The organism is Pseudomonas salicis, from assembly GCF_057128705.1.
Map to the genome: position 1 here is coordinate 1 of NZ_JBSKHU010000001.1, position 26,207 is coordinate 26,207.

General features: G+C 55.9%; 22 protein-coding genes. 8 read left to right on the top strand and 14 right to left on the bottom strand.

All coding sequences use genetic code 11. The features are described 5' to 3' along the window. Together ACWKWE_RS00005 and ACWKWE_RS00010 are read left to right on the top strand one after the other, a co-directional pair. Positions 1 to 1,221 (top strand): aspartate aminotransferase family protein (locus tag ACWKWE_RS00005; protein ID WP_483849176.1); only part of this gene is annotated, 1,221 nt, incomplete at its 5' end. Between the two features lie 161 nt (positions 1,222 to 1,382). Then, positions 1,383 to 2,057 (top strand): GntR family transcriptional regulator, encoded by a 675-nt coding sequence (locus ACWKWE_RS00010; RefSeq protein WP_483849177.1) that lies wholly within the window; start codon positions 1,383 to 1,385, stop codon positions 2,055 to 2,057. Positions 2,058 to 2,316: 259 nt separating this feature from the next. Here ACWKWE_RS00010 and ACWKWE_RS00015 read toward each other — a convergent pair whose 3' ends face one another. The 7 genes from ACWKWE_RS00015 to ACWKWE_RS00045 all read right to left on the bottom strand — a co-directional run bounded on the left by ACWKWE_RS00015 (position 2,317) and on the right by ACWKWE_RS00045 (position 7,226). Beyond that, the gene (locus ACWKWE_RS00015) at positions 2,317 to 2,598 is read right to left on the bottom strand and encodes a DUF2845 domain-containing protein (protein ID WP_483849178.1); all 282 of its coding nucleotides are present in this window, start codon (positions 2,596 to 2,598) and stop codon (positions 2,317 to 2,319) included. Positions 2,599 to 2,710: 112 nt separating this feature from the next. Next, positions 2,711 to 3,220, bottom strand: a complete 510-nt coding sequence (locus ACWKWE_RS00020; RefSeq protein WP_483849179.1) for an N-acetyltransferase family protein — start codon at positions 3,218 to 3,220, stop codon at positions 2,711 to 2,713. Positions 3,221 to 3,230: 10 nt separating this feature from the next. Then, the gene (locus ACWKWE_RS00025; RefSeq protein ID WP_483849180.1) at positions 3,231 to 4,115 is read right to left on the bottom strand and encodes a LysR family transcriptional regulator; all 885 of its coding nucleotides are present in this window, start codon (positions 4,113 to 4,115) and stop codon (positions 3,231 to 3,233) included. A gap of 48 nt (positions 4,116 to 4,163) precedes the next feature. After that, positions 4,164 to 4,796: a glutathione binding-like protein gene (locus ACWKWE_RS00030; RefSeq protein ID WP_483849181.1), complete on the bottom strand. Its 633-nt coding sequence runs from the start codon at positions 4,794 to 4,796 to the stop codon at positions 4,164 to 4,166. Continuing rightward, positions 4,793 to 5,479, bottom strand: a complete 687-nt coding sequence (locus ACWKWE_RS00035; RefSeq protein WP_483849182.1) for a peroxiredoxin-like family protein — start codon at positions 5,477 to 5,479, stop codon at positions 4,793 to 4,795. The genes ACWKWE_RS00030 and ACWKWE_RS00035 overlap by 4 nt, the downstream gene beginning before the upstream one ends. 167 nt (positions 5,480 to 5,646) lie before the next feature. Continuing rightward, a complete protein-coding gene (locus ACWKWE_RS00040) occupies positions 5,647 to 6,396 on the bottom strand; it encodes an SDR family NAD(P)-dependent oxidoreductase (RefSeq protein WP_483849183.1) in 750 nt (249 codons plus the stop codon). A 74-nt stretch (positions 6,397 to 6,470) separates the two neighbouring features. Further along, positions 6,471 to 7,226, bottom strand: a complete 756-nt coding sequence (locus ACWKWE_RS00045; RefSeq protein ID WP_483849184.1) for an SDR family NAD(P)-dependent oxidoreductase — start codon at positions 7,224 to 7,226, stop codon at positions 6,471 to 6,473. Positions 7,227 to 7,323: 97 nt separating this feature from the next. Between ACWKWE_RS00045 and ACWKWE_RS00050 the strand changes: the two genes are divergently transcribed. After that, on the top strand, positions 7,324 to 8,214 hold the full coding sequence (locus tag ACWKWE_RS00050; protein WP_341962610.1) for a LysR family transcriptional regulator: 891 nt from the start codon (positions 7,324 to 7,326) through the stop codon (positions 8,212 to 8,214). Positions 8,215 to 8,381: 167 nt separating this feature from the next. Here ACWKWE_RS00050 and ACWKWE_RS00055 read toward each other — a convergent pair whose 3' ends face one another. From ACWKWE_RS00055 to ACWKWE_RS00070, 4 genes are all read right to left on the bottom strand, one after another. Further along, entirely contained in the window at positions 8,382 to 9,317 is a 936-nt protein-coding gene (locus ACWKWE_RS00055) for an AraC family transcriptional regulator (RefSeq protein ID WP_483849185.1), read from the bottom strand. A gap of 696 nt (positions 9,318 to 10,013) precedes the next feature. Beyond that, positions 10,014 to 11,501: an efflux transporter outer membrane subunit gene (locus ACWKWE_RS00060; protein WP_483849186.1), complete on the bottom strand. Its 1,488-nt coding sequence runs from the start codon at positions 11,499 to 11,501 to the stop codon at positions 10,014 to 10,016. Between the two features lies 1 nt (position 11,502). Then, a complete protein-coding gene (locus ACWKWE_RS00065) occupies positions 11,503 to 14,688 on the bottom strand; it encodes an efflux RND transporter permease subunit (RefSeq protein ID WP_483849187.1) in 3,186 nt (1,061 codons plus the stop codon). A 6-nt stretch (positions 14,689 to 14,694) separates the two neighbouring features. Next, entirely contained in the window at positions 14,695 to 15,924 is a 1,230-nt protein-coding gene (locus tag ACWKWE_RS00070; protein WP_483849188.1) for an efflux RND transporter periplasmic adaptor subunit, read from the bottom strand. Between the two features lie 924 nt (positions 15,925 to 16,848). On the opposite strand from ACWKWE_RS00070, the gene ACWKWE_RS00075 reads away from it, so the two are divergent. Beyond that, on the top strand, positions 16,849 to 17,361 hold the full coding sequence (locus tag ACWKWE_RS00075; RefSeq protein ID WP_483849955.1) for a cupin domain-containing protein: 513 nt from the start codon (positions 16,849 to 16,851) through the stop codon (positions 17,359 to 17,361). Positions 17,362 to 17,491: 130 nt separating this feature from the next. Here the strand turns inward: ACWKWE_RS00075 and ACWKWE_RS00080 are convergent, their stop codons facing one another. After that, positions 17,492 to 18,355: an NmrA family NAD(P)-binding protein gene (locus ACWKWE_RS00080; protein WP_483849189.1), complete on the bottom strand. Its 864-nt coding sequence runs from the start codon at positions 18,353 to 18,355 to the stop codon at positions 17,492 to 17,494. A gap of 119 nt (positions 18,356 to 18,474) precedes the next feature. Between ACWKWE_RS00080 and ACWKWE_RS00085 the strand changes: the two genes are divergently transcribed. Continuing rightward, positions 18,475 to 19,086, top strand: a complete 612-nt coding sequence (locus ACWKWE_RS00085) for a TetR/AcrR family transcriptional regulator (RefSeq protein ID WP_483849190.1) — start codon at positions 18,475 to 18,477, stop codon at positions 19,084 to 19,086. A gap of 50 nt (positions 19,087 to 19,136) precedes the next feature. Continuing rightward, the gene (locus ACWKWE_RS00090; RefSeq protein ID WP_483849191.1) at positions 19,137 to 20,510 is read left to right on the top strand and encodes a pyridoxal phosphate-dependent decarboxylase family protein; all 1,374 of its coding nucleotides are present in this window, start codon (positions 19,137 to 19,139) and stop codon (positions 20,508 to 20,510) included. Between the two features lie 62 nt (positions 20,511 to 20,572). Here ACWKWE_RS00090 and ACWKWE_RS00095 read toward each other — a convergent pair whose 3' ends face one another. Then, the gene (locus ACWKWE_RS00095) at positions 20,573 to 21,490 is read right to left on the bottom strand and encodes a ketopantoate reductase family protein (protein WP_483849192.1); all 918 of its coding nucleotides are present in this window, start codon (positions 21,488 to 21,490) and stop codon (positions 20,573 to 20,575) included. A gap of 430 nt (positions 21,491 to 21,920) precedes the next feature. Between ACWKWE_RS00095 and ACWKWE_RS00100 the strand changes: the two genes are divergently transcribed. Next, the gene (locus tag ACWKWE_RS00100) at positions 21,921 to 22,223 is read left to right on the top strand and encodes a LysR family transcriptional regulator (RefSeq protein WP_483849193.1); all 303 of its coding nucleotides are present in this window, start codon (positions 21,921 to 21,923) and stop codon (positions 22,221 to 22,223) included. 13 nt (positions 22,224 to 22,236) lie between these two features. On the opposite strand, the gene ACWKWE_RS00105 is transcribed toward ACWKWE_RS00100, so the two are convergent. Then, a complete protein-coding gene (locus ACWKWE_RS00105) occupies positions 22,237 to 23,172 on the bottom strand; it encodes an AraC family transcriptional regulator (protein ID WP_483849194.1) in 936 nt (311 codons plus the stop codon). Between the two features lie 537 nt (positions 23,173 to 23,709). Between ACWKWE_RS00105 and ACWKWE_RS00110 the strand changes: the two genes are divergently transcribed. After that, a complete protein-coding gene (locus ACWKWE_RS00110; RefSeq protein WP_483849195.1) occupies positions 23,710 to 26,076 on the top strand; it encodes a molybdopterin-dependent oxidoreductase in 2,367 nt (788 codons plus the stop codon). Positions 26,077 to 26,207: the final 131 nt, after the last annotated feature.

The following is a 26,207-nucleotide window of genomic DNA, read 5'->3' on the forward strand; positions in this document are numbered from 1 at the left end:
CCCAGCCGCAAGCTTGGACAACCCTATGCGTTCGTTCGCGCAGAAGGGGCGTATCTCTTCGACGCCGACGGTCATCGCCACACGGACTTTCATTGCGGATTCGGCGCCCATGTCCTGGGGCACGGGCATCCGGCAATCCGTGATCGGGTTTTCGAAGTTGCACAGCGCATGGACCTGATGGGCGCAGGCATCACCGACCTGGAAGTCGAAGTGGCGGAGACGCTGGTCCGTCACATTCCCTGCGCCGAGCAGATTGCGTTTTGCAACAGCGGCTCGGAGGCGACCTATCACGCGCTGCGCCTGGCGCGTGCGGCCACGGGGCGCACACGGATCATCAAGTTTCAAGGTGGATACCACGGCTGGCACGATTATGTCGCCATGAACGGCCAGACCGCCAGAGACAGGATCGGTCAATTCGATCCGATGTCCGATGGCATCCTCCACGCGGCCGCCGAGTACACGGCTGTTCTTCCGTACAACGATGCCGAAGCGGTCGAGCGATACCTCAAGGCTCATCCGGGGGAGGTGGCCGCGATTATCGTCGAGCCCATCGCTCACAACATGGGGGCGGTGGCGGCGACGGACGCTTTTCTTAAAGACCTGCGCAGCCTGACACGCGACCATGGCGTTGTGCTGATCTTCGATGAAGTGATCACCGGTTTCAGGCACGCGCTGGGCGGCTATCAGTCGATCGTTGGGGTGACACCGGATTTGGCCACGTTCGGCAAGGCGGCTTCGTCGGGCTATCCCGTGGGGTTCATTGCCGGGAAAAGTGAGTTGATGCACTTGATCGGTTTGACCGGTCCCAGGGGCGTCTTCATGGGCGGCACCTGCAATGGCACCCCTTCAACGCTGGCGGCGGTGCAGGCCACCCTCGAAGAACTGGCGCGTCCCGGGACGTACGAGAAGCTGTTCGCCTTGGGCGGTTACATGCGCGCACAGCTGGACATCATCGTGCAACGCCTGGGCATTCCGGCACAAAGCGCCGGTTATGGTTCGGCCTGGCTGCTGTATTTTTTCGAGGGGCCGTACCAGCAGTACACCGATCTGCTGCGCAACGATGACGCGCGTGATGTGGCATTTCGTCAGCGTCTGATCGAGAAGCGTCACATCTTCCAGCCGATGCAACTCAAGCGCCTGTACCTATCGACGGCACACACCCGGGAGATACTGGATGAGTCCCTTGGGGTGATAGAGGACGTCTTGAAAACCTTGGTTTAGCGGCTCATGTCGCGATGCGCCGAAGACGGGATTGCAGCCGACTTCGGCGCTGCGTAACCATCGGCACCTCAGTGCCTATATGTTATAAGTGGCGCCTTATCGCGTATGGGTGCGCAAGCCGTTGTGCCGCCATCCGGGACCGAAACCATCAGGAGCTAACTGTGCAGATTCAACCCTTGGAGCAAGGCAACCTCTCGGCTCGGGCATACTTTTCGATTCGCGAAGGGCTGATCGCCGGGAATTTCAAGCCGGGGGAACGGTTGGTCATGCAGGATCTTGCTGAGCGACTGGGCACCAGCGTCACACCGGTGCGTGAAGCGTGTTTGAGGCTGGTGAGTGAGCGCGGTCTGGAGCTTCGCTCTGGCCGGTTTGCCACGGTGCCGGCATTGACCAGGGCGCGCTATCTGGAGGTCCGTACCATCCGCATTGCGCTGGAAGGGCTGGCCGCTGAAATGGCGACCCATCATGTGACCGACGCCGACCTGAACAGGCTTCTGGAGCTGCACAATCTGTTCGAGGAAGCCGATCGAAAGAACGATGCGCTGGCCGCCATGCATCACAACCGTGAGTTTCATTTCACTCTCTACAGGCTTTCGGGCATGGACATGCTCACCGCTCAGATCGAGGGCCTGTGGGTCTCCATGGGGCCGATCCTGAACCTCTTCTACACCTTCGGCCACAACTCCTATATCGGTGCCGACGAACATTTGGTGTTGATGGACGCGCTGCGAGATAAAAAACCAGCGAAGGCCCGCAAGGCCATCGCCGACGACATCCTGCGCGGTGGCGTCAGCATCCTGAAGTTCATTGATGAAACCGAGGACAAACCTATTTGACGCAAGTTCTGCGCAAGTAGGTGAGATTTGCCGGTTCTGATGATGTACTCGTGGATATTAGGAGGTACTTGAGGCGCGAACGGCCTATGGCCGGTTTCCTCGGTCAGTAAGAAGCAAATGGATGAGAATGCAGTTACTTTGGCAAAGTTGGCGGATCGGTATACAGCCTAAGTCATTCGCCACGGGGAATTTGCCCAGAGGCCGCTTTCGACCCAAAGCGGACATAACCTAGCAATGCCGATAGCTCTTTTATGCAAGATCACCGTTGGCTACGAATTCTTACCAGCTTTGAACCTTCGAATCTGAGGTATTGGTACATACCGCCTCGGGGCCCATATACCCATTCCTCAGATCCTATGAATTCCCGACGATCCAAGACCCGCCTGTCTTCAATCATACCTGTCTGCTCCCGACTAGTCGGAGCGCCGCATTTTCGGAGTACCTGCTCAGTGGAGTCGCCTTCAGACGCTATGCCGTTCTCACACCGCATTGACGCCTGCGCGCCAAGAGCGGTGAGCGCCATCAGTATCATCACGGTCATCGCTACCCCTTTTGAACGAGGGGTCTTTCTTTCACTAATCACTTCGTAACTCCATAATTTTTAGAGTGCGTCGGATGATGCTGTAGGTAACAGGAGTGCCAGTATCTATGCGTTAAAATTCAGCGCTAAGTGCGGTAGTTTGGGCAGCGAGGATGACTTTTTCGTAGTAGCAATATGTCTCGTCTTGGCGAGCGAATACGTAGCCAGCCGACTCGTACAGGTATCTAGCGGGATTTTGTTTAACCACACCAAGTATGAGCAGCTTTTTCCCATGTCTCATGGCGTCGTCTTCAAAGCGCCTGAGCAGAGATGCACCAACACCGCGTAATCTGTAGTCTGTTAAAACGCTGATAGAAGCTAGTACGGCCTCATCACCATTGATCTCCCAGAAGCAATACCCGACCGCTTTTGCAGCGAATTCCGCAACGAACATCCGTGTTAAGTTGGACACCCATTGTTCCAGATGCCGGTCGATTCCTACTTGCCATCGCTTCATTGACTTAGGTTCGAAGCGGGCAATGTATTCACGCTCCAGTTTGAAAACGAGTGGCAGATCTGAGGCGCTCGCTGCGCGTAACACGATAGGCGGATCTGTGTGCATTTTGTGGCGTTCACGTGTCATCCGGCGAAACCTAGTGATTCAATTCCTCGTGAAGAAAATCAATCAACGCACGTGCCGAAGGCTTAATAGGTTGGCCTGGTGGATACACCGCATGGACTGATTTGAAACCTATTTCCCAATCCGCGAGCACTTTCACGAGAAGGCCGCTCTCAATCTCTGAGCGACATCCCCAAGACCCCGTCGAAATAATTCCCAAGTCTGCTAAAGCCGCTGCGGTAGCTGCCTCATTGACAGTTACCGATACCTTACCTTCCACCCGAACAGTCGTGCTACGTCCATCTCGGTGGAAGACCCAGGCTTCCCGAGCGAAACCCGATGGCCCCATTATGATTGAGTGTTTGGCCAGATCCCCCGGCGACTTGGGTACTCCGAACCGCTTGAGATAGCCGGGAGAGGCGGCCAGAAATCTTTCAGGGCGACCGATCAATCGCGCAACGGCATTAGAGTCGTCAAGGGGCCCGAATCGCAAAGCGACATCAATCGCCTCCGAGATCATGTCCTGGATCTGGTCAGTTAGAACGAAATCAATTCGCAGTCTTGGATGGTCGTCCAGAAAGCGCCGCATGCGTGGAATTACTTCCCGTATCGCGAAGCTTGTGGCGACACCCACTCTCAGGTGCCCGCTGAGTTCTCCGTTCCCCCGAACAGCGTGATCGGCATCGTCCATCGCCAGCAGTATGGGTTCTATCTTCTCTAGATAAAGCTTCCCGGCTTCTGTCAGCGTCACCGCGCGCGTTGAACGAGCGAGAAGAATTGCACCTACGTCCTTTTCCAGATTCGACATAACTCTTGAGGCGGAAGGTTGTGACAGGCCCAGCTCTCTTCCGGCAGCCGAAAAACTCCCAGTCCGAGCGACCCGCGCAAACAGGCGCAGCGCGGCAAGCCGATCACTCATGAAGCATGCTCATCAGAGGCTGCGCACGATTGTGTTTAAATTGCTGAATCAACCGGATAACCCCTCACGGTCCATGACCCGCTGAACTGCTGGTCTCTCATTCAAGCGTTTCAGGTATCGCACAATATTTTCATAAGACGATATTGAAAAACCCGTTGGCTCCGCCCAGTTGAGGACAATCAATGCATAGGCATCGATTACGGTGAAATTCGACCCCGCGATGAAATCATGGTGTGCAAGTCGATCATCCAGCACTTTCAGTCTCCGATTGAGCCGCTGCATCCAAAATTGTTGTGCGTTTTCCCATTCCGGAGAGTTTCTGTCCCAGATCAGGGTCCATGCATACTCTGTAGCGAACGCGGTGTGCAGATCTGCCGCGATAAATGACAACCAGCTTTCCGCCTGTACGCGCTCAAGCCTGCCCCGTGGAGGGAACAGAGATTTTTCGGGAGCAAGATCTGCAATGTAGGGAAGAATTGCAACATTCTGGGTGAGAGCCGTCCCATCATCCAGCACCAGTACAGGGAGCTGGACCATCGGATTCAACTCTTTTACCCGCGCAGTAATCGGACTGTGGGAGTCCGAGAGGTCCACCGGAATTGCCTCATAGCTCAGTTCGGCTTCTTCCAGCGCGATGAGGTTAGAGGTTGAACATGCCCCTGCATGGTAGTACAGCTTCACAGCGCACCTGCCGAGGTCTTGCCAACGACCATATTTGCGGCCAAGGCATCCAGAACCGGGAGCAACTCAACGGGCTCAGGGCGCTGGGTGTAGTCCGGATTGACTTCGGAATATGCAATAACGCCTTGCGTATCGATCACATATCGGGCAGGCATTGGCAGCGTCCAGCTTGACTCGCCGTTGAATGTCTGGAGATTAACGCCGAACTGCTCATACAGCGCTTTGATTTCGCCCTGTAGCGCCCAGCGAATTCCGAATGCGTCAGCCAAGACCCCGCCCTGGTCGATCAGAATTGGAAAGGAAACAGCGTTGTCACGGCGCGAAGCTCTGCTGTTACCGGGTGTCTGCTGGGAGATGGCAACGAGCGTCGCGCCTCGCGATTCAATTTCGCTGCGCAAGGCTTCGAGCGCTTGAAGTTCCAGGTTGCAATAAGGACACCACACGCCTCGGTAGAATGTGATGACCAACGGGCCTTTTAAGAGCAGATCCTCAGATATGACCGTGTTTCCATCGGAGTCAGCCAGAGTGAAAGCGGGAGCATTATCGCCGCTTCTAAGCGCGCGCTGTGCCTGTTTGGAGGCCACGAGATCCTGGGTAGACTTCTCCATCACGGCAAGGGCTTGAGCTGGAACTTTGGATTCAAAGTCATGTTTCACGGCGTCGAGTTTGAGTTGAAGCGACATCTTTTGTTTCCTAGTGTGAACAGTCACGACAGGGTCCCTAAAACAAGGTTCGGTATGTAGCCCTCGACGACAACTTTCATTTATTTGAAAAACGAATGAGGAGATTTCGAGTTGCTCGTCGAGGAAAGGAGACGCTGATCTGGGAAGGTTTCGCGATCCGTTACCGGTTAACGCAAACCACCAGAGGCATTGATGCGCTCGCCCGTTAGCCAGGCAGAATCGTCAGAAGCTAGAAACACGACCGTCGGAGCAATATCTTCTGGCTGGCCGAAACGCCCCAGCGGTGTTGCAGCAGCCATGATCTGTTGCTGTTCGCTGCCGACCAAGCCGATACGCTCTGTTCCCTCGGTTTCAGTGCCGCCTGGAGCAACGACATTCACTCGAATATTTCGCGGCCCTAGTTCCTTGGCCAAACCGGCAGACAGCGCGTCGATAGCTCCTTTTGTTGAGGAGTAGAGCACCGCTGTAGGGACAGGATTCTTGCTTGAGATAGAGCTGATGTTGATCACGCTGCCGCCTGTCTTGGGAAAGTGCTTCAGCGCTTGCTGAATGGTCAGTATTGGACCCAGAACATTGGTGTTGTATTCCTTGTGAAACTCCTCCTCCGACACGTTTTCAAACGGTTCAAATTCGAAGGTTGCAGCGTTGTTGACAAGCACAGAGGGAGTGCCAAATTCGGCTTGAGTTTCTTCGAACATTCTTTTTACATCAGCAGATGATCCAACATCACCCTGAACCGCGATTGCTTTGCCACCATTCTTCAGAATCTCAGCCACTGTGCGGTCGGCACCAGACTTGCTTGACGCATAGTTGACAGTGACGGCGGCGCCTGCGGATGCCAACGCCTTGGCAATGGCCGCGCCAATACCTTTTGATGCACCAGTTACGATGGCTACTTTGCCGGTCAGATCGTTCATGTATGTCTCTCTCGATAAGGGTATTAAAAAAGGCTGGTTTCCCAGCCAAAGGGATGAACAGGGTCAAGTGCGGATCACACCGCCGTGAATCCACCGTCAACGACGAGGTCGGAACCAGTCATGAAAGAAGCTGAGTCGCAGCTAAGGAATGCAATCGCTTGTGAAATTTCAGCAGGGGCAGCAGCACGCTCCATGAGCGTTGTCCCCAGCAGTTGCCGGGCAAGGTCTGGATCTTTAAAAAAGTCTGCGGCCATGGGCGTCTTGACGACACCGGGGTGCACGGAGTTGACCCGAATGTTGTCTTTAGCGAGATCGGAGGCGACGGCTTTGGTAAGCATCTTGATGGCGCCCTTGCTGGCGCAATAGGCGACCTCACCATCTAGGTTGGCGACCATTGCCGCGATTGAGCCGGTGTTGACGATTACACCGCCGCCTTGGGCACGCATGACAGGCGCGACCGCTTTGCACCCTAAAAACGTGCCTTTTACGTTGATTGCCATCACCTTGTCGAACTGCTGGGCGCTGATTTCTTCAAGCGGGGTGCGCAGGTAGATCCCTGCGTTATTCACGAGAACGTCGATACGACGATGCTGGCCGAGAACCTGCTCGACGACCCGTTCCCAGTTGGCCTCATCGCTTACGTCCAGCTCTTGGAAATTTGCGACATACCCCATGCCCGTCAGCTCTTGCGCGAGTTTGAAGCCTGCACCGGTCTCTACATCGGTGATAACGACGTGAGCGCCCAGCTCTGCGAAGAGCCTGGAATGAGATTCGCCTAATCCCTGGGCACCACCCGTTATAACAACCACTTTCCCGTCTAGCTTGTTCATTCGCGCCACTCCGATTTAAGGTTTTAGATATCCTAATCGGGCTTTTTTTTTGCACCATCCGCCAAATAATCGTTTCATTTGTGCCTGGAGTTCTTGAATGGTCACCATCGTTGAAAAAACTGCCGGTCTCGCTGCTTTTGTACGCACCGTTGACTCAGGATCATTCAGTGGCGCTGGAAGGATATTGGGCGCGAGTCCGTCCGCAGTTTCCAAAAGCGTGGCTCGGCTGGAAAAGCGACTGGGCGTCAGGTTGCTGCAACGGTCTACGCGAACGCTGAGTCTTACAGCGGAGGGAAGCGTCTATTACGACTTTGTAGCGCCTCTGCTTCAAGGTATCGAAAGCGCGGAAGATGTTGTGCAATCCGCAGGGTCAGCCAAAGGGCTTTTGCGGATAACGGTGCCTGTGTTGGTTGGCAGGGCGTTGGTTTCGAAGTGGGTGAAAGAATTTTCTGAAAAGAGCCCTAACATCAAACTTGAGGTCACGGTGACTGACCGCAATGTGGATATGATCCGTGAGGGATATGATTTGGCCATACGCATCGGCAATCTCGACGATACGGGATTGATTGGGCGGCACCTGGCAGACATTTCATACCTCTTGGTGGCGTCACCTGGTTACCTGGCCAATCGGGGTCATCCCGAAAACGTTGCGGATCTTCAAGACCATGCATGCCTTAGGTACCTGCTCGCAGGGCGCCCTTACCCCTTCATATTCGCTGATGGGCGCAGTTACTTGCCTGATGGCTGCTTCGACACAGATGATGCAGTCACGCTGATTCAAGCCGCCATGGAAGGCGTTGGAATTGTTCAATTGCCCGCATTCGCACTCCGCAATGAAATAGAGCGCGGAACGCTTACCCGTGTATTGGCAAATGAGCTAATGGCAACCACCTCGATCCATGCCCTTCACGCGTTTGGCAGGCAGGTCCCAATGCGGGTTCGGCTCTTCATCGATTATCTGATGGAGACAAGTGAGCGACTTCTATGACCATCATCGATTAGGAATGTTGAGACCTGTCACCGGAGTCCGCTTCTGGCCGGTAGCGGCCTGTCAGTTAGCGATGTAAATCCTCGACCACCGATATTGTGCAAAAAACACCGTGCCAATCCGGCTGGAAGCGCAGTAGCCGTTTCATTGCTCCGCAAACGCATATGCTATGCCGGCACCAGCGGGGCTTCGACTGGCCTGACCTCACGCATCTCTCGCTCTTTTGTCGGTGTGCGTCCACGGGCCTGCTTAAAGGCGCGGTTGAACGAATACTCCGACTGATAACCCACCTTGTCAGCGATGGCGGCCACGCTCAGCGACGTCTGCACCAGCAACTGCGCGGCTATGCCTAGGCGCCATCGAGTCAAATACGAATGAGGGGTCTCTCCCACCGCATCTCGGAACTCCTTGGCGAACAAAGACCTCGACTGGCCGGCCTCTTGGGCAAGCATGTCGATTGTCCAGGCGTGAGCTGGCCGGTGGTGAATACAGGCTAGCGCTTTGGCAATGCGTGGATTCTGCATGGCTGAGAACCAGGTGCCAGCCTGGGCTTTCTCGGTTTCCGACCATTGCCTCAAGACATAGATAAATAAGGCCGATAGCAGATTTCTAACGATTGTTTGGCTGCCGAGTTTTCCGCCGTCCACTTCTCCGCGCAATTGCTTCAGCGTGTCCGCGATGGGTGTCGAAGCGCTCTGTGGGTAAGCCTTTAGATGGAGAGCCGGAGGAAGGGAGCGGATTGCCGGCATCACCATGTGCCGATCAATGCCAAGAGATCCGCAAATGACAACCGTCGCATCCGAATCTTCGCTATAGAAAGATCGGCTTTGTCGGATGAATTCACCGAGTGACACCACGTGGCTACCTGGCGCGCTGCGCATTAGATGGGCAGCGCCCTGAGGCAGAACGACGAGGTCTCCGGCCTGGAGCACCATTTGCGTGCCGTCGTCGAGGCTGAAGTGGAGACTACCTTCAGCTACGAAATGAAAGTAGGTACCTTCTCGCTCTTTGATGAAGACACCCCAGTCTCCTTTTACCCTGAACTGCGCGACGACGATCCCTTCCGCCACGAGGTATTGAAGCCAATGATCTGCATTGCTCATCACGCACCCCGCGCAATAAATTCGAAATGACATTCACCTTAACGTCTTGGAGTTGGTCGCTCCCTGGATAGCTTTCTAACTTCCTCTCCTGGTTTGCTGCCTTTGTAAAAATTATAGAGCGCAGCTGTTAGATCGCTGGCCGTCATCATCCTGCGCCTGCACAGCATTCTCGCGCAATATGCTCAAAGATTGGATTACCCGCCGGTCGCCTTCGTCCCGTGTAACCGTCAGGAGCGGAGGCAACGAAGCAATGCCGATAACTCTTCGGGCGCTTCAACTGCCCTCGTTGGAACTGGCTTATGAATGGCCGGATTGATCCTTGAATTTGGAGTTTGACCGCGGTATCTATGCCTCAAATTCAGTCGAGATCGGTAGATGCTAGAGCTGACAGAAGGAATCAGGGCGTCGCTGGAGCGCTCGCTGGTTCTGGGGGAGGATGCTGAAGGCAGGGAGGTTTTTGTAGGACTCTCACGTATCGAATCTGAGAGATATCACCTCCTCAGTGATCCATGCCGAGAATGCTCGCTCAAGGAGCACCTAGAGTTTCTCTGTCTTGATACCAAACACGCGTCACTTAATCCCGTGGATCCTCAATCATCAAGAGGGATCTTCAATTACGTTACGCTGGACGAGTAAAAACGGCCGGTCTTGCGTTGGCAAGTCTCGGCCGTTTTGGTAAACCCCGACTTTGTACTGTCAGCGGCTGACGACGGGAGTTGCCGAAGCTTTCACTTCGGACTGCCCATCCCATCCACCGCCAAGTGCGCGGACTAAAGCTACGGTGGTGATCGCACGGCTACCCCGCAATTGCACCGCGCTGCGCTCCACCGTTGTCAGGTTGCGTTGCGCCTCCAGGAGGTCCAAATAGCCTGTGCGACCGGCTTCGTAGAGCATCTGGGCCAATTCCGCCGAACGGCGGGCCGAGACCACAGCCTCGTCGGTCTGCTGCGCCTGATTCGCGAGAATGCGCAGGCCAGCCAGGTTGTCCTCGACTTCGGCAAACGCCACCAGCACCTGTTGACGGTATGTGGCGACCGACTCTTCCAGAGCAGCCTCACTGCGTTTCACATTGTTTTTGTTGCGGCCGCCATCGATGATTGGCATCGACATCAGCGCACCCAGAACCCAGGAGCGACTGCTCCAGTTGAAGATGTCCGCGACCGAGGTGCCGACGCCACCAATCCCACCATTGAGGTTGAGCGCCGGGAACATCGCGGCACGAGCAACGCCAATACGCGAGTTCGCCGCTTCCATCTCATGCTGCGCGATAACGATGTCTGGACGACGCTGAAGCAGGGTCGACGGCATACCTGTTGGGATCTGCGGCAGCGAAGCAATGTCGTTGAGCGGCTGACTGCTGGCGGAGAAATTCGATGCTGGCTTGCCCAACAGGACAGCGAGCGCATGCTCATTGGTCGTTCTCTGCTGTTGCAGGGCGACCGCTTCAGCGCGGGCCGTCGACAATTCTGTCTTGGCTCGCGACAGATCGAACTCACCGACATCACCCAGATCGAACCGGCTCTGCGTGACGTGTACGGTTTGTTCCCGCAAGCGTACGGTCTCATTCAGGGTGGCCAGCTCTGCATCGGTTTCGCGCAGCCGGAAATAGGTTTGCGCGACGTCCGCTTGCAGCGACAGCAACACCGAGCGGTAACTGGCTTCGCTGGCAGCCGCGTCCGAGTTGGCAGCGTTGACGTTGGACGACACTCGGCCGAACAGGTCAACCTCATAACTGGCCGTCAGGCTGGCCTGATAGGTCGTGTGGGCTCCTACAGCACTGCCGCCAGGCAGGCTGTTGGGCGATTCACGGTTTCTTTGCGCGCCGGCGCTGAGCCCGATCTGCGGAATCCGATCCGCTTCGGCGATGCCAGCGATGGCACGGGCCTGCTTCAGACGTGCAGTCGCTTCAGCCAAGTTGTTGTTGCTCTTCGCTGCTTCGTTGATCAGAGCGGTCAACGCTGGATCATTGAAGGCCAGCCACCACTCTCCGCGAGGCTGCGCTTCAGCAGCCTTCGCGGTCTGCCAGCGGGTACCATCTGGCGCGGTCACAGGCGTATCCGAAGCTTCCTTGAACGCGTGTGGTACATCGATTTCCGGTTGTTTGAACTCGGGTGCAGAACAGGCGGCCAGTGCCAACGCTATGAGAACTGCACCGGTACGTTTGATGAAGATATTGGCGTTCATATTAATGAGTCTCTTCGAGAGCGTGAGGAACGACCATCGGAGTGGTGGTTTTGCTGCTGCTAAGGAACTTGGCCAGCGAGCGCATCAGCACGTAGAAAACAGGTGTCAGGAACAGTCCAAAGAAGGTCACGCCGAGCATGCCGCCGAACACGGCCACACCCATTGCATGGCGCATTTCCGAACCAGGACCGTGTGAGAACACCAGGGGCAGTACGCCCATGATGAATGCGATCGAGGTCATCAGGATCGGACGCAGACGCAGGCGGCAAGACTCCAGCGCGGCTTGCACCGTTGTGCGGCCGTGGTGCTCAAGTTCGCGAGCGAACTCGACGATCAAGATTGCGTTTTTGGAGGCGAGTCCCACGAGTACGAACAGCGCGATCTGGGTGAAAACGTTGTTGTCGCCGCCGGTCAGCTTCACGCCCAGCAGTGCACAGAGGATCGACATCGGAACGATCAGAATCACGGCCAGTGGCAAGGTCCAGCTTTCGTACTGCGCGGCGAGCACCAGGAACACCAGCAGCACACACAGCGGGAATACATAGAACATGGTGTTGCCGGCCAGGATGTCCTGATACGCAAGGTCGGTGAACTCGTAGGTGATGCCTTTTGGCAGCACTTCTTTTGCCAGACGCTCGATGGCCGCTTGTGCCTGCCCGGACGAATAGCCAGGAGCAGGGCTGCCGTTGAGGTCTGCCGATACGTACGCGTTGTAGCGTTGCACGCGTTCCGGACCGTAGGTGTTGGAAACGCGCATCAACGAGGCGAGGGGGATCATGTCGCCATTGGTGCTGCGGATCTTCAGCTTTTTCAGGTCTTCCACGTGGTTGCGGAACTGCTCATCGGCCTGCACCCGCACCTGGTAGGTACGACCGAAGCGGTTGAAGTCGTTGACGTACACCGAACCGAGGTTGACTTGCAGCGTCTGGTAGATCGTTTGCAGAGGCACATTCAACTGCTTGGCCTTATCGCGATCAATGTCGGCGTAAATCTGCGGCACGTTGATCTGAAAGCCGGTGAAGACACCCGCCAGTTCAGGTGCTTTGCGAGCCCGCGCCTGGAGTTCCTGGGTCGCTTTGTTCAGCGCGTCATAGCCGACGTTTCCGCGATCTTCGACCATCAGCTTGAAGCCGCCGAGGGTGCCCAGACCATCCACCGGAGCCGGTGGTACGACGAGGATGAACGAGTCTTCAATCGCACCCATGCGTTTGTTCAACTCACCGGCGATGGCACCAGCGCTCATATCTTTGGAGGTGCGTTGATCGAAGCTTTGCAGGTTGCTGAACTGGATACCGGCGCTGGACGATGCGGTGAAGTCGTTGACCGAAAGGCCCGGGAACTGAACTGCATGGCGTACGCCCGGTGTTGCGGTCGCAATTGCACCCATGCGCTGGATGATGGCGTCGGTACGGTCCAGCGAAGAAGCGGTCGGCAGTTGCGCGATACCGATCAGGTAGCCTTTGTCTTGCAGCGGCACGAAGCCCGCAGGCACCAGCTTGAACATCAGCCCGGCACAGGCCGCCAGCAGCAGGTAGATGGCGATGGAGCTGGACTTGCGTTTGAGGGTGCCTTTGACGCCCATTTCATAACGCTCGGACGAGCGCCCGAAGAAGCGGTTGAACGCCCGGAAGAACCGACCGAAGAGCTTGTCGATGACGCGGGTCAGGGCATCTTTTGGCGCGTCATGCGCTTGGAGCAGTACAGCTGACAACGCTGGGGCCAGGGTCAGGGAGCTGAATGCCGAGATAACGGTGGAGATGGCGATGGTCAGCGCGAACTGCTTGTAGAACTCACCGGACAAGCCAGGCACGAAAGCGATCGGCACGAACACGGCGCAGAGCACCAGCGCGATGGCGATGATCGGGCCGCTCACTTCCTTCATGGCCTGGATAGTGGCTTCACGAGGCGACAGGCCGCTGGCGATATTCCGTTCGACGTTTTCGACCACGACGATGGCGTCGTCGACGACGATACCGATGGCCAGCACCAGGCCGAACAGAGACAGGGTGTTGATCGAGAAACCGAAACCGAGCATGACGGCAAAGGTGCCGACCACCGAGACCGGAACAGCGAGCAACGGGATCAGCGAGGCACGCCAGGTTTGCAGGAAGATAATCACCACCAGCACAACCAGCGCGATGGCCTCAAGCAGGGTGTGAATCACCGCGTTGATTGAGTCCTGCACGAAGCGTGTGGTGTCATAGACGATGTTGTATTCCATTCCTGGTGGGAAGTCGGCCTTCAGCTGCTCCATGCGGTCGCGAATATCGCTGGCCATTTGCAGCGCGTTGGCGTTTGGCGCTTCGAAGATGACCAGAGCCACAGCCGGTTGGTTGTTGAGACGGGCACGCAGGTTGTAGGCGTTGGCACCCAATTCGATGCGAGCGACGTCACGCAGGCGGGTCAGGGCGCCATCGGCACCGGTGCGCACGATGATGTTGCCGAACTCTTCAGGAGTTTGCAGGCGACCTTGGGTTTTAACGGAAAGCTGGAAGTCGCTGCCTTTCGAGGGCGACTGACCAATTGCGCCGCCGGCCACTTGCACGTTCTGCTCACGAATCGCGTCAGTGACGTCAATGGTAGTCATGTTGCGCGCGGCGATTTTCACCGGGTCGAGCCAGATACGCATGGCGTAGTCGCCCGAGCCGTTCAACTGCACCTGGCCAATGCCGGCAATACGGTCGAGCTGGTCCTTGACGTTGATCGTGGCGTAGTTGCGCAGGTACTGGTCATCGTAACGACCGTCCGGCGAGGTCAGGTGCACCACCATGGTCAGGCTGGGCGACGATTTGATGGTCGTCACGCCGATCTGACGAACTTCTTCAGGAAGGTGTGGCAAGGCCCGTTGCACGCGGTTCTCCACGTCCGTTTCGGCTTGCGAAACCTTGGTGCCGATCTTGAATGTCACGGTCAGCAGCAGGTTGCCGTCGGCAGTGGATTGCGAGGACATGTACAGCATGTTGTCGACGCCGTTGACCTCTTGTTCCAGCGGCGTAGCAACCGTCTCGGCAATGACCCTGGCGTCAGCACCCGGGTATTGCGCGCGGATCTGCACCGCGGGTGGAACGACGTCCGGGTACTCAGCGACAGGGAGTGTGAACAGCGCGATGAGCCCTGCCACGAAGATGATGATCGACAGCACCGCCGCGAAGATGGGCTTGTCGATGAAGAATTTCGAAAATTTCATGATCGATCAACCCTTGGATTTAGCGTCAGGTTTGGTTTCGGGAGTGGTCTGGGCAACCGGTTCATCAGGATTGAAATCCATCGAAACCATGTGTGGTGCCAGTGGTGCACCCGGCATCACCCGCACCAGACCGTTAACCACAATTTGCTCGCCAGCTTTCAAGCCGCTTCGAACGACACGCAGGCCATCGACGGTGTTACCGAGGGTGACCTGGCGATATTCGGCTTTGCCTTGAGCATCAACTACGAAGACGAATTTGCGATCCTGATCAGTGCTGATCGCGCGTTCGTTGATCAAGATGGCCTGGGTTTCATTGCCGCCATTGGTGCCACCCAGCAATTGCACGCGGGCGAAGAGGCCAGGCGCCAGGGTCTTGTCGGCGTTGATGAAGATGGCACGCATGCGCACGCCCCCGGTTTGCGGGTCGAGCTGGTTGTCGACGAATTCGAGCTTGCCTTCGTGGGGGAAGCCTTGCTCGTTGGCCAGGCCAACCCTGACGTCTACATCCTTGCCGCTGTGGTGAGCAGCACCAACGCGCAGGTAGGTGTCTTCGTCACCGTCGAAGGAGGCGTAGATCTTGTCGTCGGACACCACCTTGGTAAGCACGGCGCTGGTGTCGACCAGGTTGCCCAGCGTGATATCGGCCTTACCGACGCGGCCATCGATGGGCGAGGTCACGCGGGTATAGCTCAGGTTGAGTTTGGCATTGTCAGACTCGGCTGCGGCAGCACGGGCGCTGGCTTCCAGCTGCTTGAAGTTGGACAGGTTTTCGTCCAGCTCACGCTGTGCGATGGCTTTTTCGCCGATCAGCTTCTGGGAACGGGTCAGCTCGATACGCGCCAGCTCGACCTTCGCTCGTGCGGCAGCCGCAGCGGCTTCAGTACGATCAGCTTCGGCTTGATAAGGGCGGGGATCGATGACGAAGAGCACCTCGCCTTTCTTGACGATGGTACCGGGCGTGATGTTGACGCTGGTGATGAAACCAGGGACTCGGGCACGAATGTCGACGCGCTCAATGGCCTCCATGCGGCCGGAAAACTCCTGGGTTTCGACAACGGCCTTCTGCACGACCGTCGCGGCGGACACCACAGCGCCAGCGGCAACCGCTGAATCAGCGGCTTTTCCACTGGCGTCATCGCAGCCAGACAGGTTCAGGGCCAGCAGGCCAGCCATTGCCATCGCCACGGCACCGGCGAGAGGGCGGATGCGGGTATTGAGGTGATGAACAGTTTTCATAGTTTCTCTTCAGAAGTCGGATTAATTGGCTAGCTAAAGGCTGGCTCTAGACGCTCAGGAACTGGGTTTGGGCAGTTCTTGAACGGCGGCAAGCTAGGGAATAGACGCTCCCGGGGGATGGCGCGCTCTGGACGTAACATTATGACCATCATGCTTGGTAAGCAATTTCGATCCCCCGATTTGGATAATCAATGAAAATGATGTTTGTAATTCTATGGTGCGATCTTGGCCGTCTCGGCGCAGTTGTGGACAGCCGCCCGCAAGCTTGATGAGCGCCCGCGTCAGGGAATCGCTAGGTTTGAAGGCTCAGAAGGAGAGAGGATCAGCGCGATGAGGGAGGGGATGAGGGAACGGTCTGCTCAGTGAAGCTTGCGTCGGATCGGTGCCAAATCCGCGCGCAGGATACGGTTAAGATCAGCCCAAGGAAAAAGAGCTGCATGATCGAGAGCAGGGCAAGTCTCGAAATGGGGGAAGGGCTCACCGTCGATGTCGGGACATTGCTTGGCACCGCAGGATCGGCATACCACTCGTTGCCCGCAAATTTTCCAGCGCTGATTCCAGCCTTCCAGTGATGAAGGCGCATTTTTGTTCGGCATACAAAATCTCCCCCAGGGCTGGACAGTCACCGCAGATTAGCCTGTCTGAACAGGCAACAGGAGCATGGGGTGACGCCTTGGGATCACTCTAGCAGCTGTGAGCTGCTCATAAGCCTGATCAGTAGGGGAGTTAATTGCTGTCAGATTAACCCTTCAATTTGCCGCGCTGTCACAAAGAGCGCAATTGCAAAAAATCCAAAAAAACTGACAAATAGTCTTTATTTTTCGGGGGCGTGATTGCTCCTTAGGCTCGTCTAGAATGTCAGTTCAGAAGCGCGAGAATAATAGTTGATAAGAGTTTTAAAACGAGTTGTGAGTGAGGATTATTATGCACCCTGCAATATTAAATCTGAATAAAGTAGAGCTTGTTACCTTGCTTGAGCCGTTTATTCCTTCTGGCGAATCCGCATCAAAATACCGTCAAAAGCATGCTCGTCTCGGAAGGATGTTGGGCTCGCGCAAGCTCGGCTCACGGCTGATCGCTCTTGAGCCTGACATGCGCTCAAGCCCGTTTCATAGTCACCGGGTCAACGAAGAAATGTTCTATATTTTGCATGGAGCGGGTGAGATCCGAATAGGGGCTGAGCGCTTCCCTGTGGGTCCAGGCGATGTCATTGCTTGTCCGCCGGGTGGTCCGGACACCGCGCATCAAATCATCAATACCAGCGACAGTGAGCTACGTTATTTAGCTATCAGTACGCAGGAGTCACCCGATATTTGTGAATATCCTGATTCGGATAAATATATGGTGATGGACAGTGCCAATGCGACGGAAGGGCTATCTAGATTCTCAGTAGTTGCGAGAGAGCGTGATGCTGTCGATTACTGGGATGGAGAGTGATACTAATGATATTGCTCAGCTAAACACGTTCTTGTGCGCTCGATGCAGGATCTAGGAGCACAACTGAAGTAATTAAGACAAAAACGCCTTGGAAGACCTGTGGATCTTACCAAGGCGCTGGTCAGCTGGTTTAAGCCAGCAGGTGACGGTGCTGCTCGATGAATTCAGCAGGCGTTTGCAGTGGGCCGCCGATGATTTCAGCACCAGTATTGTCCAGGCCTTCCAGGCGCTTCTCCTGCTGATCGACCTTCACTGCGGTGAAGTGTGCAGCGTAAGAAGGATCACCGTCCCAGCCGAGGATTTTCACAAACTCGTCTGGGGAGACTTGTTCGAAACGAACCTCTTTCCCCAGGGTTTTGGCGAGCACGTCAGCGAGTTCTTGATGGCTGTACTCGATTGGACCGTGGATCGGGTAAGCCTTGTTCGCATGGGCTTCTGGATTGATCAGGATACCAACGATGATCTTGGAAATATCAGACGCGGCGATAGGTGCAAAACGGCTGTCGGCGTCGAAAGGCGTCAGATAGCGGCCCTCGCGGATCAGAGCAGCGGTGTACAGCATCCACTGAGCAAAGAACGTCACACGCAGGTGAGTGGTCGGTACGCCAGACCAGTTGAACACCTGCTCGGACAGCCAATGATTCAGGGTCGCTTGGCTGCGAGCATCAGGGCGCGATTGTTTATGGGACATGTTGACGACAATCTTGACGTTTTCTTCCTTCGCCGCCTGGGCAAAGATCGCCGCTGCTTCGACCAGACCGTTGGTCAATGGGTAGCAGAAATAGGCACCGTCAACGCCTTTCATGGCGGGACGCAGTTCTTTGAGCTTCAGTGCGTCGCCAACGAAAATGGTCGCGCCCAGGTCCTTCAGTTTTTGCGAGCGCTCATCTTCACGATGCACAAACGCATTTACACGGTGGCCTTTTTCCAGCAGTTGTTGGACAGCCGGTGCACCCGTCGCGCCGGTGGCGCCAGTAACCAGATAGGTTTTCATCATCTTCTCCAGGGTAATAGACAAAGGTTGTAGGGCGTTAGCAAATCAGGTGAAGCATTACGATCGTCATGTTATGATTCGTTAAAGCAGTACGGTCATCATGTTTCGATGGGTCAAGCATGATGATCGTACTGCTTGGTGTCAACCCCCCCCTGATCCACTTGGAGAAGATTTTTATGCGTTACCCAGCAGAGGAGACCGCAGAAAGGCACCGCCGAATTCTTGAAGTGGCCTCCGTCCTGTTTCGCGAACATGGTTTTGAAAGCGTCAGCGTCGGCCAGATCATGAAAGCGAGTGGCCTGACCCAAGGTGCTTTCTATCACCACTTTGATTCGAAAGAAGCCCTGATAAACGAATGCCTCCACGATGCCTCGGCGAAGTCGCTGAAGAAGATGGCGGAGGTCGGGGAGGGTACAGAGTCCATGGCTTCGCACATCCTTGACTATGTCAGTGAATGGCACCGAGATGCGGTAGGCACCGGGTGCATGATCGCCGCTCTAGGTTCGGATGCTGCGCACGAGCCGTCCATACAGCCTGTGTTTACCCATCACATAGAGGGTGTGCTGAAAGGACTGATGGCGGCAGATAGGGCGGTGAGTTCGGACGTCAGCAGAGCCGGCGCAATACGAACCCTTTCTGGGATGGTGGGGGCAATCATCCTGGCCAGGGCCGTAGAGGATGGAGAATTGTCAGGCGAGATCTTGCACGAGATGCGTCGGGCGCTGAGTTGATAACCGGCCCCGATGCGTTAGCAAGGGGTTTTTTTAGCAGGTGACTGGTTATGAAAAATAACGAAGCAGAATTAGTCCGAGACGCGGATGCGCGGGCTCAAACCTACATTGCTGGCATCGATTCGCGGCGAGTGTTCCCGGCCCAATCGGCCCTGGACCGTCTATCTGCGTTTGACGAGCCGCTGCCTGAAGATGGTACTCCTGAATCAACGACTATCGCATTGCTCGATGAGGTCGGGTCACCTGCAACCGTCGCCACAAACGGCCCAAGGTACTTTGGTTTTGTGGTGGGTGCTGCGTTGCCTGTCGCCGCCGCCGCAGAGCGCTTGATGCTAGCGTGGGATAATGGCGCCGGCACCAATATGACCGCCCCTGCAAGCGCGGCTATCGAAGAGATCGCAGGAAAGTGGATGCTCGACATTCTGGATCTCCCCCGCGAAAGCGCTGTCGGATTTGGCACGTCGGCAAGTGTGTGCAGCCTCACGTGTCTTACTGCTGCACGTCGCGCGTTACTGATCCGCGCCGGGTGGAATCCCGATGAGAATGGCGTCTTTGGTGCTCCAGAAATTCGAGTGGTGGTATCGGAGAAAAGTCATATCACGATCTTGAAGGCGTTGAGGGTGCTGGGATTCGGCGCCTCTCGTTTGCTTGTGGCTCCCGTGGATGAATTTGGAAGAATTGACCCAGCGCGCATGCCTGAGCTGGATGAACGTACGATCCTGTGCTTGCAGGCCGGTGAGGTCAACACGGGGGAATTTGATCCTTTCAATGAAATCATTCCTAAGGCACGTGCAGCTGGGGCTTGGGTACACATCGACGGTGCGTTTGGGTTGTGGGCTCGGGCGTCGGAGAAGCTTCGTCACTACACCGCTGGCTGCGAAGATGCAGACAGCTGGACGGTGGATGGGCACAAGTGGTTGAACACGCCCTACGATTGCGCGATGGCGATTTGTAGGGATGCAACCAGTTTGGCCGAGACGCTAAACAGCGACGCCGTTTATGCTTCAGGCAGCATGAATGCGCAGAAGAATCTCACGCTCGACTTTTCTCGCCGTGCGCGCGGAGTTCCAGTCTGGGCGGCGTTGAGAACGCTTGGTCGCAAAGGCGTAGCAGAAATGGTCGAGCAGCACTGCTCCCAAGCCAGCAGGCTTGCCGAAACGCTGAGAGCCGAAGGTTTTGAAGTCATAAACCGAGTTGTTTTGAATCAAGTGCTCGTTAGAGGCGAGACCGATGCTGAGACTCAGGCGGTTCAAGCCTGGGCGCACAACTCGGGTGAGGTCTGGTTCGGCATGTCATCCTGGGGCGGAAAAGCAGCATTCAGATTGAGCCTTTCGTCTTGGCGGACGACCGATGATGACGTTGCTCGCTTGGCGGGTGTTTTGATTGCTGCCCGCCATTCATTCCGACTTCGAGAGCTGGGCTAAATCGTGAGAGGCAGCACATGTACGAGATAGTGTGCTGCCTTTGGTGACGCTCTCGGTGCGTATTACAGCTGTTGGCTCTGGTAGACCTGCAAGTTTGCGTAAGCTATCGCCAGGCACGGTGTATCGATGCCCGCACGGGTGGCTCTCGCGAGCAAGTCGCCCACAATCTGGTCTGCTTCGATCGGGCGTCCCGCTACCAGATCGCGATACATGGACGACGTCTGCTGAGAGTCCCGCAGTGTGAGCAGGCGGCGGGCCTCGACGAGAAAATCGTCACTAGGCGCGACGCCGGTTGCCTTTACCACTGACACTACTTCGTCGATGACAGTGTTAGCGAATTCGATGCCGCCTTTCGCTGCGGCCACCTCGCCGATGCTCCCCCTCATCAAGCAGTTGATGCTTCCCATAGACGAAAGCAGAACCCATTTCTCCCACATGTCTCGAAGAATTGTTGAAGATATGCGCGTCGTGAACTGTGCGTCTCGGAAGAATGCATCCACCTGGTCAAGTCTGGCCGAAGAGCTTCCATTCAGCTCTCCATAAGCGAGATCAAAGAATGAACCTTGCTGCACGATCCTGCCTTTTTCATCCAGGCTGGTCGCCACCTTGCAGGCGCAGCCCAGTAACCGGTCTTTTCCAAAACGATCGGCGATGAGATCCATGTGGAGCATGCCGTTGAGCAGCGGAAGGATCACGGTTTCAGGACCTACCGCGGGCGCCATGTCTTCCAAAGCTCCTTCAACGGCATACGCCTTAACGGCGAGCAGAACAATGTCATACGAGCTTTGGATCGATGAGGCAGTGACCGTCTGGGGTGCCAGCTCAATGTTGCCGTTTGCACTCAAGACCTGAAGTCCATCTCGCGCCAGCAGAGCAGCTCTTTGCTCCCGAACCAAAAAGGTCACGTCGCGGCCAGCGTTAATCAGATGTGCCCCGATTATGCCGCCGGTAGCGCCGGCTCCCACGATCAGAATTCTCATCAAGTGATGCTCCAGGTTAAGCGATAAGTCGCTCGAATAGCCGATTATTGGTATATGCCATCAATCAAATCTACTGGAGTGTTCTCACACCAGTCAAGCGTAAAAAAGCCCCTATCTGTAAGGCTATAGCTGTCAAAGCTATGGGTAGGCGGGACGCTGATTCGCACTGCGACTGACACTGATCAAGCATGATGATCATCATTAATGATGATACCCGCATTCAAGCCGTTCAATTCGTGATTTCCAAGGCAGGTGGAGAGAATGTATTCCAGACGATCACGGCCTGAGCATTCAGAAAACGGATCAAGAATAGGGCGTTCATCGCCGAAACTTCACGGCCGAGTTTAGATGCGGGTAGCCGTAAACGACCGTCCTAGGTACTACGACGGCTCAGTATTCAAAATGGTGGAGATGAGAAAAAGCGATGCACATGTACGAGAAAAACCTGATGAAGGTGGATATGAACCTCCTGGTGGTTTTCATGGTTGTCTTTCGCGAGCTGAATGTTTCTCGCGCCGCCGAGCACCTGAGTGTGGGACAACCAGCCGTCAGTGCTTCACTGGTCCGTTTGCGCAATTGCTTTGACGATCGGCTGTTCGTAAGAGAAGGGAGAGGAGTGCGACCTACAGCGAAGGCAGTGGCGATCGCTGACGCTTTGCTCCCGGCCATGAGCGCTCTGGGTTCAGTCATCGACGGATTTGCCGCGCTAAAGTCCCGCGCCAAAACCAAATGAAAGGCCAGCGTCGCTAAACAATCCCGATAGGCGGGCCATTCTCAGGTGATTGCCGGCGCTCACGCTCTTTGGTCGGTGTCCGACCTCTGGCTTTCTTGAATGCTCGATTGAATGAGTACTCGGATCGGTACCCGGTTTTTTGCGCAATTTCGTCGATGCTCAAATCGGTTTGGGCAAGAAGCTGAGCGGCTATGCCGAGTCGCCAACGTGTCAGGTAGCTGTACGGCGTTTCGCCCACAGATTCTCGGAATTGCTCGGCAAATAACGAGCGTGAAATACCGGCTTCGCTCGCGAGGTTATCGAGACTCCAGTCATTTTCCGGCTTCTGATGAATGCATGCGAGCGCCTTCGCAATGTGGCGATTCTGCATGGCAAAAAACCAGGAGCCTACGTGAGCTTTTTCGGACTCGGACCACTGCCTGAGGATGTAGATGAAAAGGTTTGAGAGAAGATTCCTCACCACCATCTTGCTGCCGATCCTGGCATTCTCCACTTCGCTTTGTAGTTGTTTTAGCAGGTCGGCGGTCGGCGTCGTCGCGCCACTCGATCCGGCCCGCAGATGGATGGAGGGCGGCAAGGATTTTATCGCCGGCATCACCATATACCGGTCAATCCCGAAAGAGCCACAAACCACGATGGTTGCGTCAGGGTCCTTGCTGTAAAGCGTCTTCATGCTTTCCACGAACTCGCCGAGCGACTCAACCTTGCTCTGCGGCGAGCTGCGCATCTGGTGAGTCGCTCCCTGAGGAAGCACCACAACGTCACCGGGCTCAAGTCTGATTTGCGGCCCGCCATCGAGAGAAAAGTACGCCGTTCCCTGAGCAAGAAAGTGGAAATATGTACCATCACGCTGGTCCATTTCGATGCCCCAGTCCCCTTTGACCTTCGACTGTGCGATGACGAAACCTTCCGCGATCAGGTATTTGAGCCAATGGTCCGCGTTGTTCATAGGCTTCCCAAATAAAGACGATTTGTCATTTTAGTTGGAGCATTTGACGTTGCCTGTCCCGACCCTGAGTCCTACGCTCTGATTCAAGACATTAGCCGCTTCGTGCTGGATTTGTAGAGCACAACGTGGCCTGCATCCAACGCCGGTCACTGCTCCACTGTCTGTTATGCATTAGGCGTGGTTCGTCGTCTCCGTTTGGTGTTGCACCGCCATTGGAGACCCAATGGGGAAGGGGCGTTGACTCTTCTCACAGCTGTGGCGTGATCGACCGTCATCAAGAGCGGTCTTCATCGAGACAGCTTCGACAAAGGGGTAGCGATGATTGAGTGGTCGCTGCCGGGACGTTGTTTTTATCACTATAGGCGTAACCGCACGCTGACTCTGGCTATCCACTCTTTTCCCTGCTGACGTACTGGGCCCAATGATTGGGCCAACCGTCGATCGTATCCGTCCCGTTCGATCGCGGTCGTTTGCGCCTAAAAAAGGAGCTGTTTACCGCCACTAAGAAAAAGCTATCCAGCTTAACGGGAGCGATAAATGAAAAGCGCCACAACTCCACGTCTGACGGCAACCCACTGGGGCAATTACTACGCTCGCCAAGAGGCTGATGGCAATATCACTATCTCTCCGGTGCCGGAAGATAGTGAGCCTTCGGCGCTCGGGCGATCACTGGCCTCAACCCATGATGATAGTTGCCGAGTTTCCCAGCCCATGATCCGCCAGGGCTACTACGAAAATCGCCGTAATAGCGATACCTCCCAGCGAGGTAAAGAGCCTTTCATAGCCGTCAGTTGGGAGGAGGCGCTGGACATCGCAGCAGAGGCGTTGGCCGCCGCCCGGGACAGCAAGGGCAATCGCTCCATATACGGGGGTTCCTACGGGTGGGCTAGCGCTGGTCGATTCCACCATGCGCAGAGCCAGGTGCATCGCTTCCTGCGAGGGTTCGGCGGTTATACCGATTCGGTGGACACTTACTCCTATGCCGCGGCTGAAGTACTTATCCCACACATATTCGGCATCAACGCGTTCCAGGCGGGGATGGAGGTTTCGACCACGCAGGAGGTCGCCAAACACTGCAAAAGGATCGTCTACTTCGGAGGCGCAGCGACCCGCAATATGCAGGTCAATCCTGGAGGCACGGGCGCTCATGACGCGTCAGCTCATTTTGGCGCCATTGCGGATGCTGGTATCGATGTGATCAACATCAGCCCAATCCGTGATGACATCCATCCCAAGGTGCGTGCGCAATGGCTCCCATGTCGCCCAAACAGCGACGTGGCAATCATGCTGGCGATGGTTCACACCCTTATCGACGATGATATCTACGACAAGGATTTCGTTAGCCGTCATTGCGTCGGATTCGACGTGTTTTCTGACTATGTCATGGGTAAAACCGACGGCATCCCCAAAGATGCTGCCTGGGCCGAGCAGAAGTCAGAGATACCCGCTCAGGACATCGTGCGGCTTGCCAGACTCATGGCCGCTGATCGGTGCATGATCGGCCTGTCATTTTCCATCCAACGTGCAGAACACGGCGAGCAGACCTATTGGGCCGGTATCGCTCTCGCGTCAGCGCTGGGCTACATCGGCCTACCGGGCGGTGGGTTGCTCATGGGCGCCGGCGTCGGAAAGATGAGCACGATGCAAAGACGTATGGTGCCTTTCTCCGTTGGCTCCCTGCCACAAGGCAAGAATGCGGTGACAGACTTCATACCGCTCGCGCGAGTGACGGATATGCTGGAGTCCCCCGGCGGGAAGTTCACTTACAACGGCAAAGACCTGACCTATCCAGATATCGAGCTGATTTATTGGGTCGGCGGCAATCCATTTCACCATCACCAAGACATCAACCGCTTCAGGCGTGCCTGGAGCCACCCCAAAACGATCATTACGCATGAGATCAACTGGACCACGACTGCACGGTTTGCCGACATCGTGTTTCCAAGCACTTCCCCATTAGAGCGTGATGACTTCGCGGGCGGGAGCATGGACAACTGGTTGACCCCAATGCGGCAGTCACTCAGCCCGTTCCTGGACTCGCGTGATGATTACTCGATTTTCTCGGGACTCGCTCAACGCCTTGGTTTCTACGACCAGTTCACCGAGGGAAGGGATGCGAGCCAATGGGTGAAGCACCTTTACGACGTCACCCAGAAGAACGCGGCCGGCGCCGGGGTCACCCTTCCTAGTTTCGAAGAGTTCCGCGAAGGGCCTCCGATCGATCTTAAGCCGTTACTGAAGGACAGCGATCAGGTACTGGAGCGCTTCAGGGCTGACCCAGACAAACACCCGCTGAATACGCCCTCCGGAAAGATCGAGATCTTTTCGCAAACCATTGCAGACTTCGGTTATGCGGATTGCATAGGGCATCCTGCGTGGTATGAAAAGAGCGAGTGGTTAGGCAGTCCGCTCGCGAAAACCTACCCATTCCACTTACTGTCGAACCAACCTGCAACTCGGCTGCACAGCCAGTTTGACCACGGCGTGACCAGTCAAGAGTCGAAGATCAAAGACCGCGAACCCCTGCGGATGAACACTACCGATGCACGCGCTAAGGGCATACAGCACGGCGACATCGTTCGGGTCTTCAACGATCGCGGTTCGTTTCTGGCGGGTGCGATCCTGTCAGATGATTTGAGACCGGGTGTCATTCAGATTGCCACCGGGGCGTGGTACGACATCCTGGATGTTTCAGATCCGCTCAGCCTTGAGATCCACGGTAACCCTAATGCGGTAACCAACGACATCGGCACATCTAGCCTGGCCCAGGGGCCTTCGGCAAACAGCTGCCTTGTCGGTATCGAGAAATACGATGGACCACTGCCGCCCCTGAGTGTGTTCACACCTCCGGAGATCATCCGAAAGGGCTCATCCTCCGGCCCTCGTTTAGCCAGTGATCGCTGACGTCAAAGTGATCACCGCACGGCACGGCGGAGACTTTCAGCGCGGTAAGGGATACCGCGCTGCTTTCCGGCGTATTCGGTGTGCACGCCTTGGATGACCTGGAGGCCATCCCAAGCCCTGACGGCAGATAC

Excerpts from the sequence above, each read along its gene's own strand:
- ACWKWE_RS00090 (WP_483849191.1), top strand. The coding sequence starts at position 19,137 with ATGAAAAATAACGAAGCAGAATTAGTCCGAGACGCGGATGCGCGGGCT.
- ACWKWE_RS00080 (WP_483849189.1), bottom strand. The coding sequence starts at position 18,355 with ATGAAAACCTATCTGGTTACTGGCGCCACCGGCGCGACGGGTGCACCG.
- ACWKWE_RS00075 (WP_483849955.1), top strand. The coding sequence starts at position 16,849 with ATGCACCCTGCAATATTAAATCTGAATAAAGTAGAGCTTGTTACCTTG.
- ACWKWE_RS00085 (WP_483849190.1), top strand. The coding sequence starts at position 18,475 with ATGATGATCGTACTGCTTGGTGTCAACCCCCCCCTGATCCACTTGGAG.
- ACWKWE_RS00105 (WP_483849194.1), bottom strand. The coding sequence starts at position 23,172 with ATGAACAACGCGGACCATTGGCTCAAATACCTGATCGCGGAAGGTTTC.
- ACWKWE_RS00095 (WP_483849192.1), bottom strand. The coding sequence starts at position 21,490 with ATGAGAATTCTGATCGTGGGAGCCGGCGCTACCGGCGGCATAATCGGG.
- ACWKWE_RS00015 (WP_483849178.1), bottom strand. The coding sequence starts at position 2,598 with ATGACCGTGATGATACTGATGGCGCTCACCGCTCTTGGCGCGCAGGCG.
- ACWKWE_RS00110 (WP_483849195.1), top strand. The coding sequence starts at position 23,710 with ATGAAAAGCGCCACAACTCCACGTCTGACGGCAACCCACTGGGGCAAT.
- ACWKWE_RS00050 (WP_341962610.1), top strand. The coding sequence starts at position 7,324 with ATGGTCACCATCGTTGAAAAAACTGCCGGTCTCGCTGCTTTTGTACGC.
- ACWKWE_RS00070 (WP_483849188.1), bottom strand. The coding sequence starts at position 15,924 with ATGAAAACTGTTCATCACCTCAATACCCGCATCCGCCCTCTCGCCGGT.
- ACWKWE_RS00045 (WP_483849184.1), bottom strand. The coding sequence starts at position 7,226 with ATGAACAAGCTAGACGGGAAAGTGGTTGTTATAACGGGTGGTGCCCAG.
- ACWKWE_RS00065 (WP_483849187.1), bottom strand. The coding sequence starts at position 14,688 with ATGAAATTTTCGAAATTCTTCATCGACAAGCCCATCTTCGCGGCGGTG.
- ACWKWE_RS00040 (WP_483849183.1), bottom strand. The coding sequence starts at position 6,396 with ATGAACGATCTGACCGGCAAAGTAGCCATCGTAACTGGTGCATCAAAA.
- ACWKWE_RS00025 (WP_483849180.1), bottom strand. The coding sequence starts at position 4,115 with ATGAGTGATCGGCTTGCCGCGCTGCGCCTGTTTGCGCGGGTCGCTCGG.
- ACWKWE_RS00035 (WP_483849182.1), bottom strand. The coding sequence starts at position 5,479 with ATGTCGCTTCAACTCAAACTCGACGCCGTGAAACATGACTTTGAATCC.
- ACWKWE_RS00060 (WP_483849186.1), bottom strand. The coding sequence starts at position 11,501 with ATGAACGCCAATATCTTCATCAAACGTACCGGTGCAGTTCTCATAGCG.
- ACWKWE_RS00100 (WP_483849193.1), top strand. The coding sequence starts at position 21,921 with ATGTACGAGAAAAACCTGATGAAGGTGGATATGAACCTCCTGGTGGTT.
- ACWKWE_RS00055 (WP_483849185.1), bottom strand. The coding sequence starts at position 9,317 with ATGAGCAATGCAGATCATTGGCTTCAATACCTCGTGGCGGAAGGGATC.
- ACWKWE_RS00020 (WP_483849179.1), bottom strand. The coding sequence starts at position 3,220 with ATGACACGTGAACGCCACAAAATGCACACAGATCCGCCTATCGTGTTA.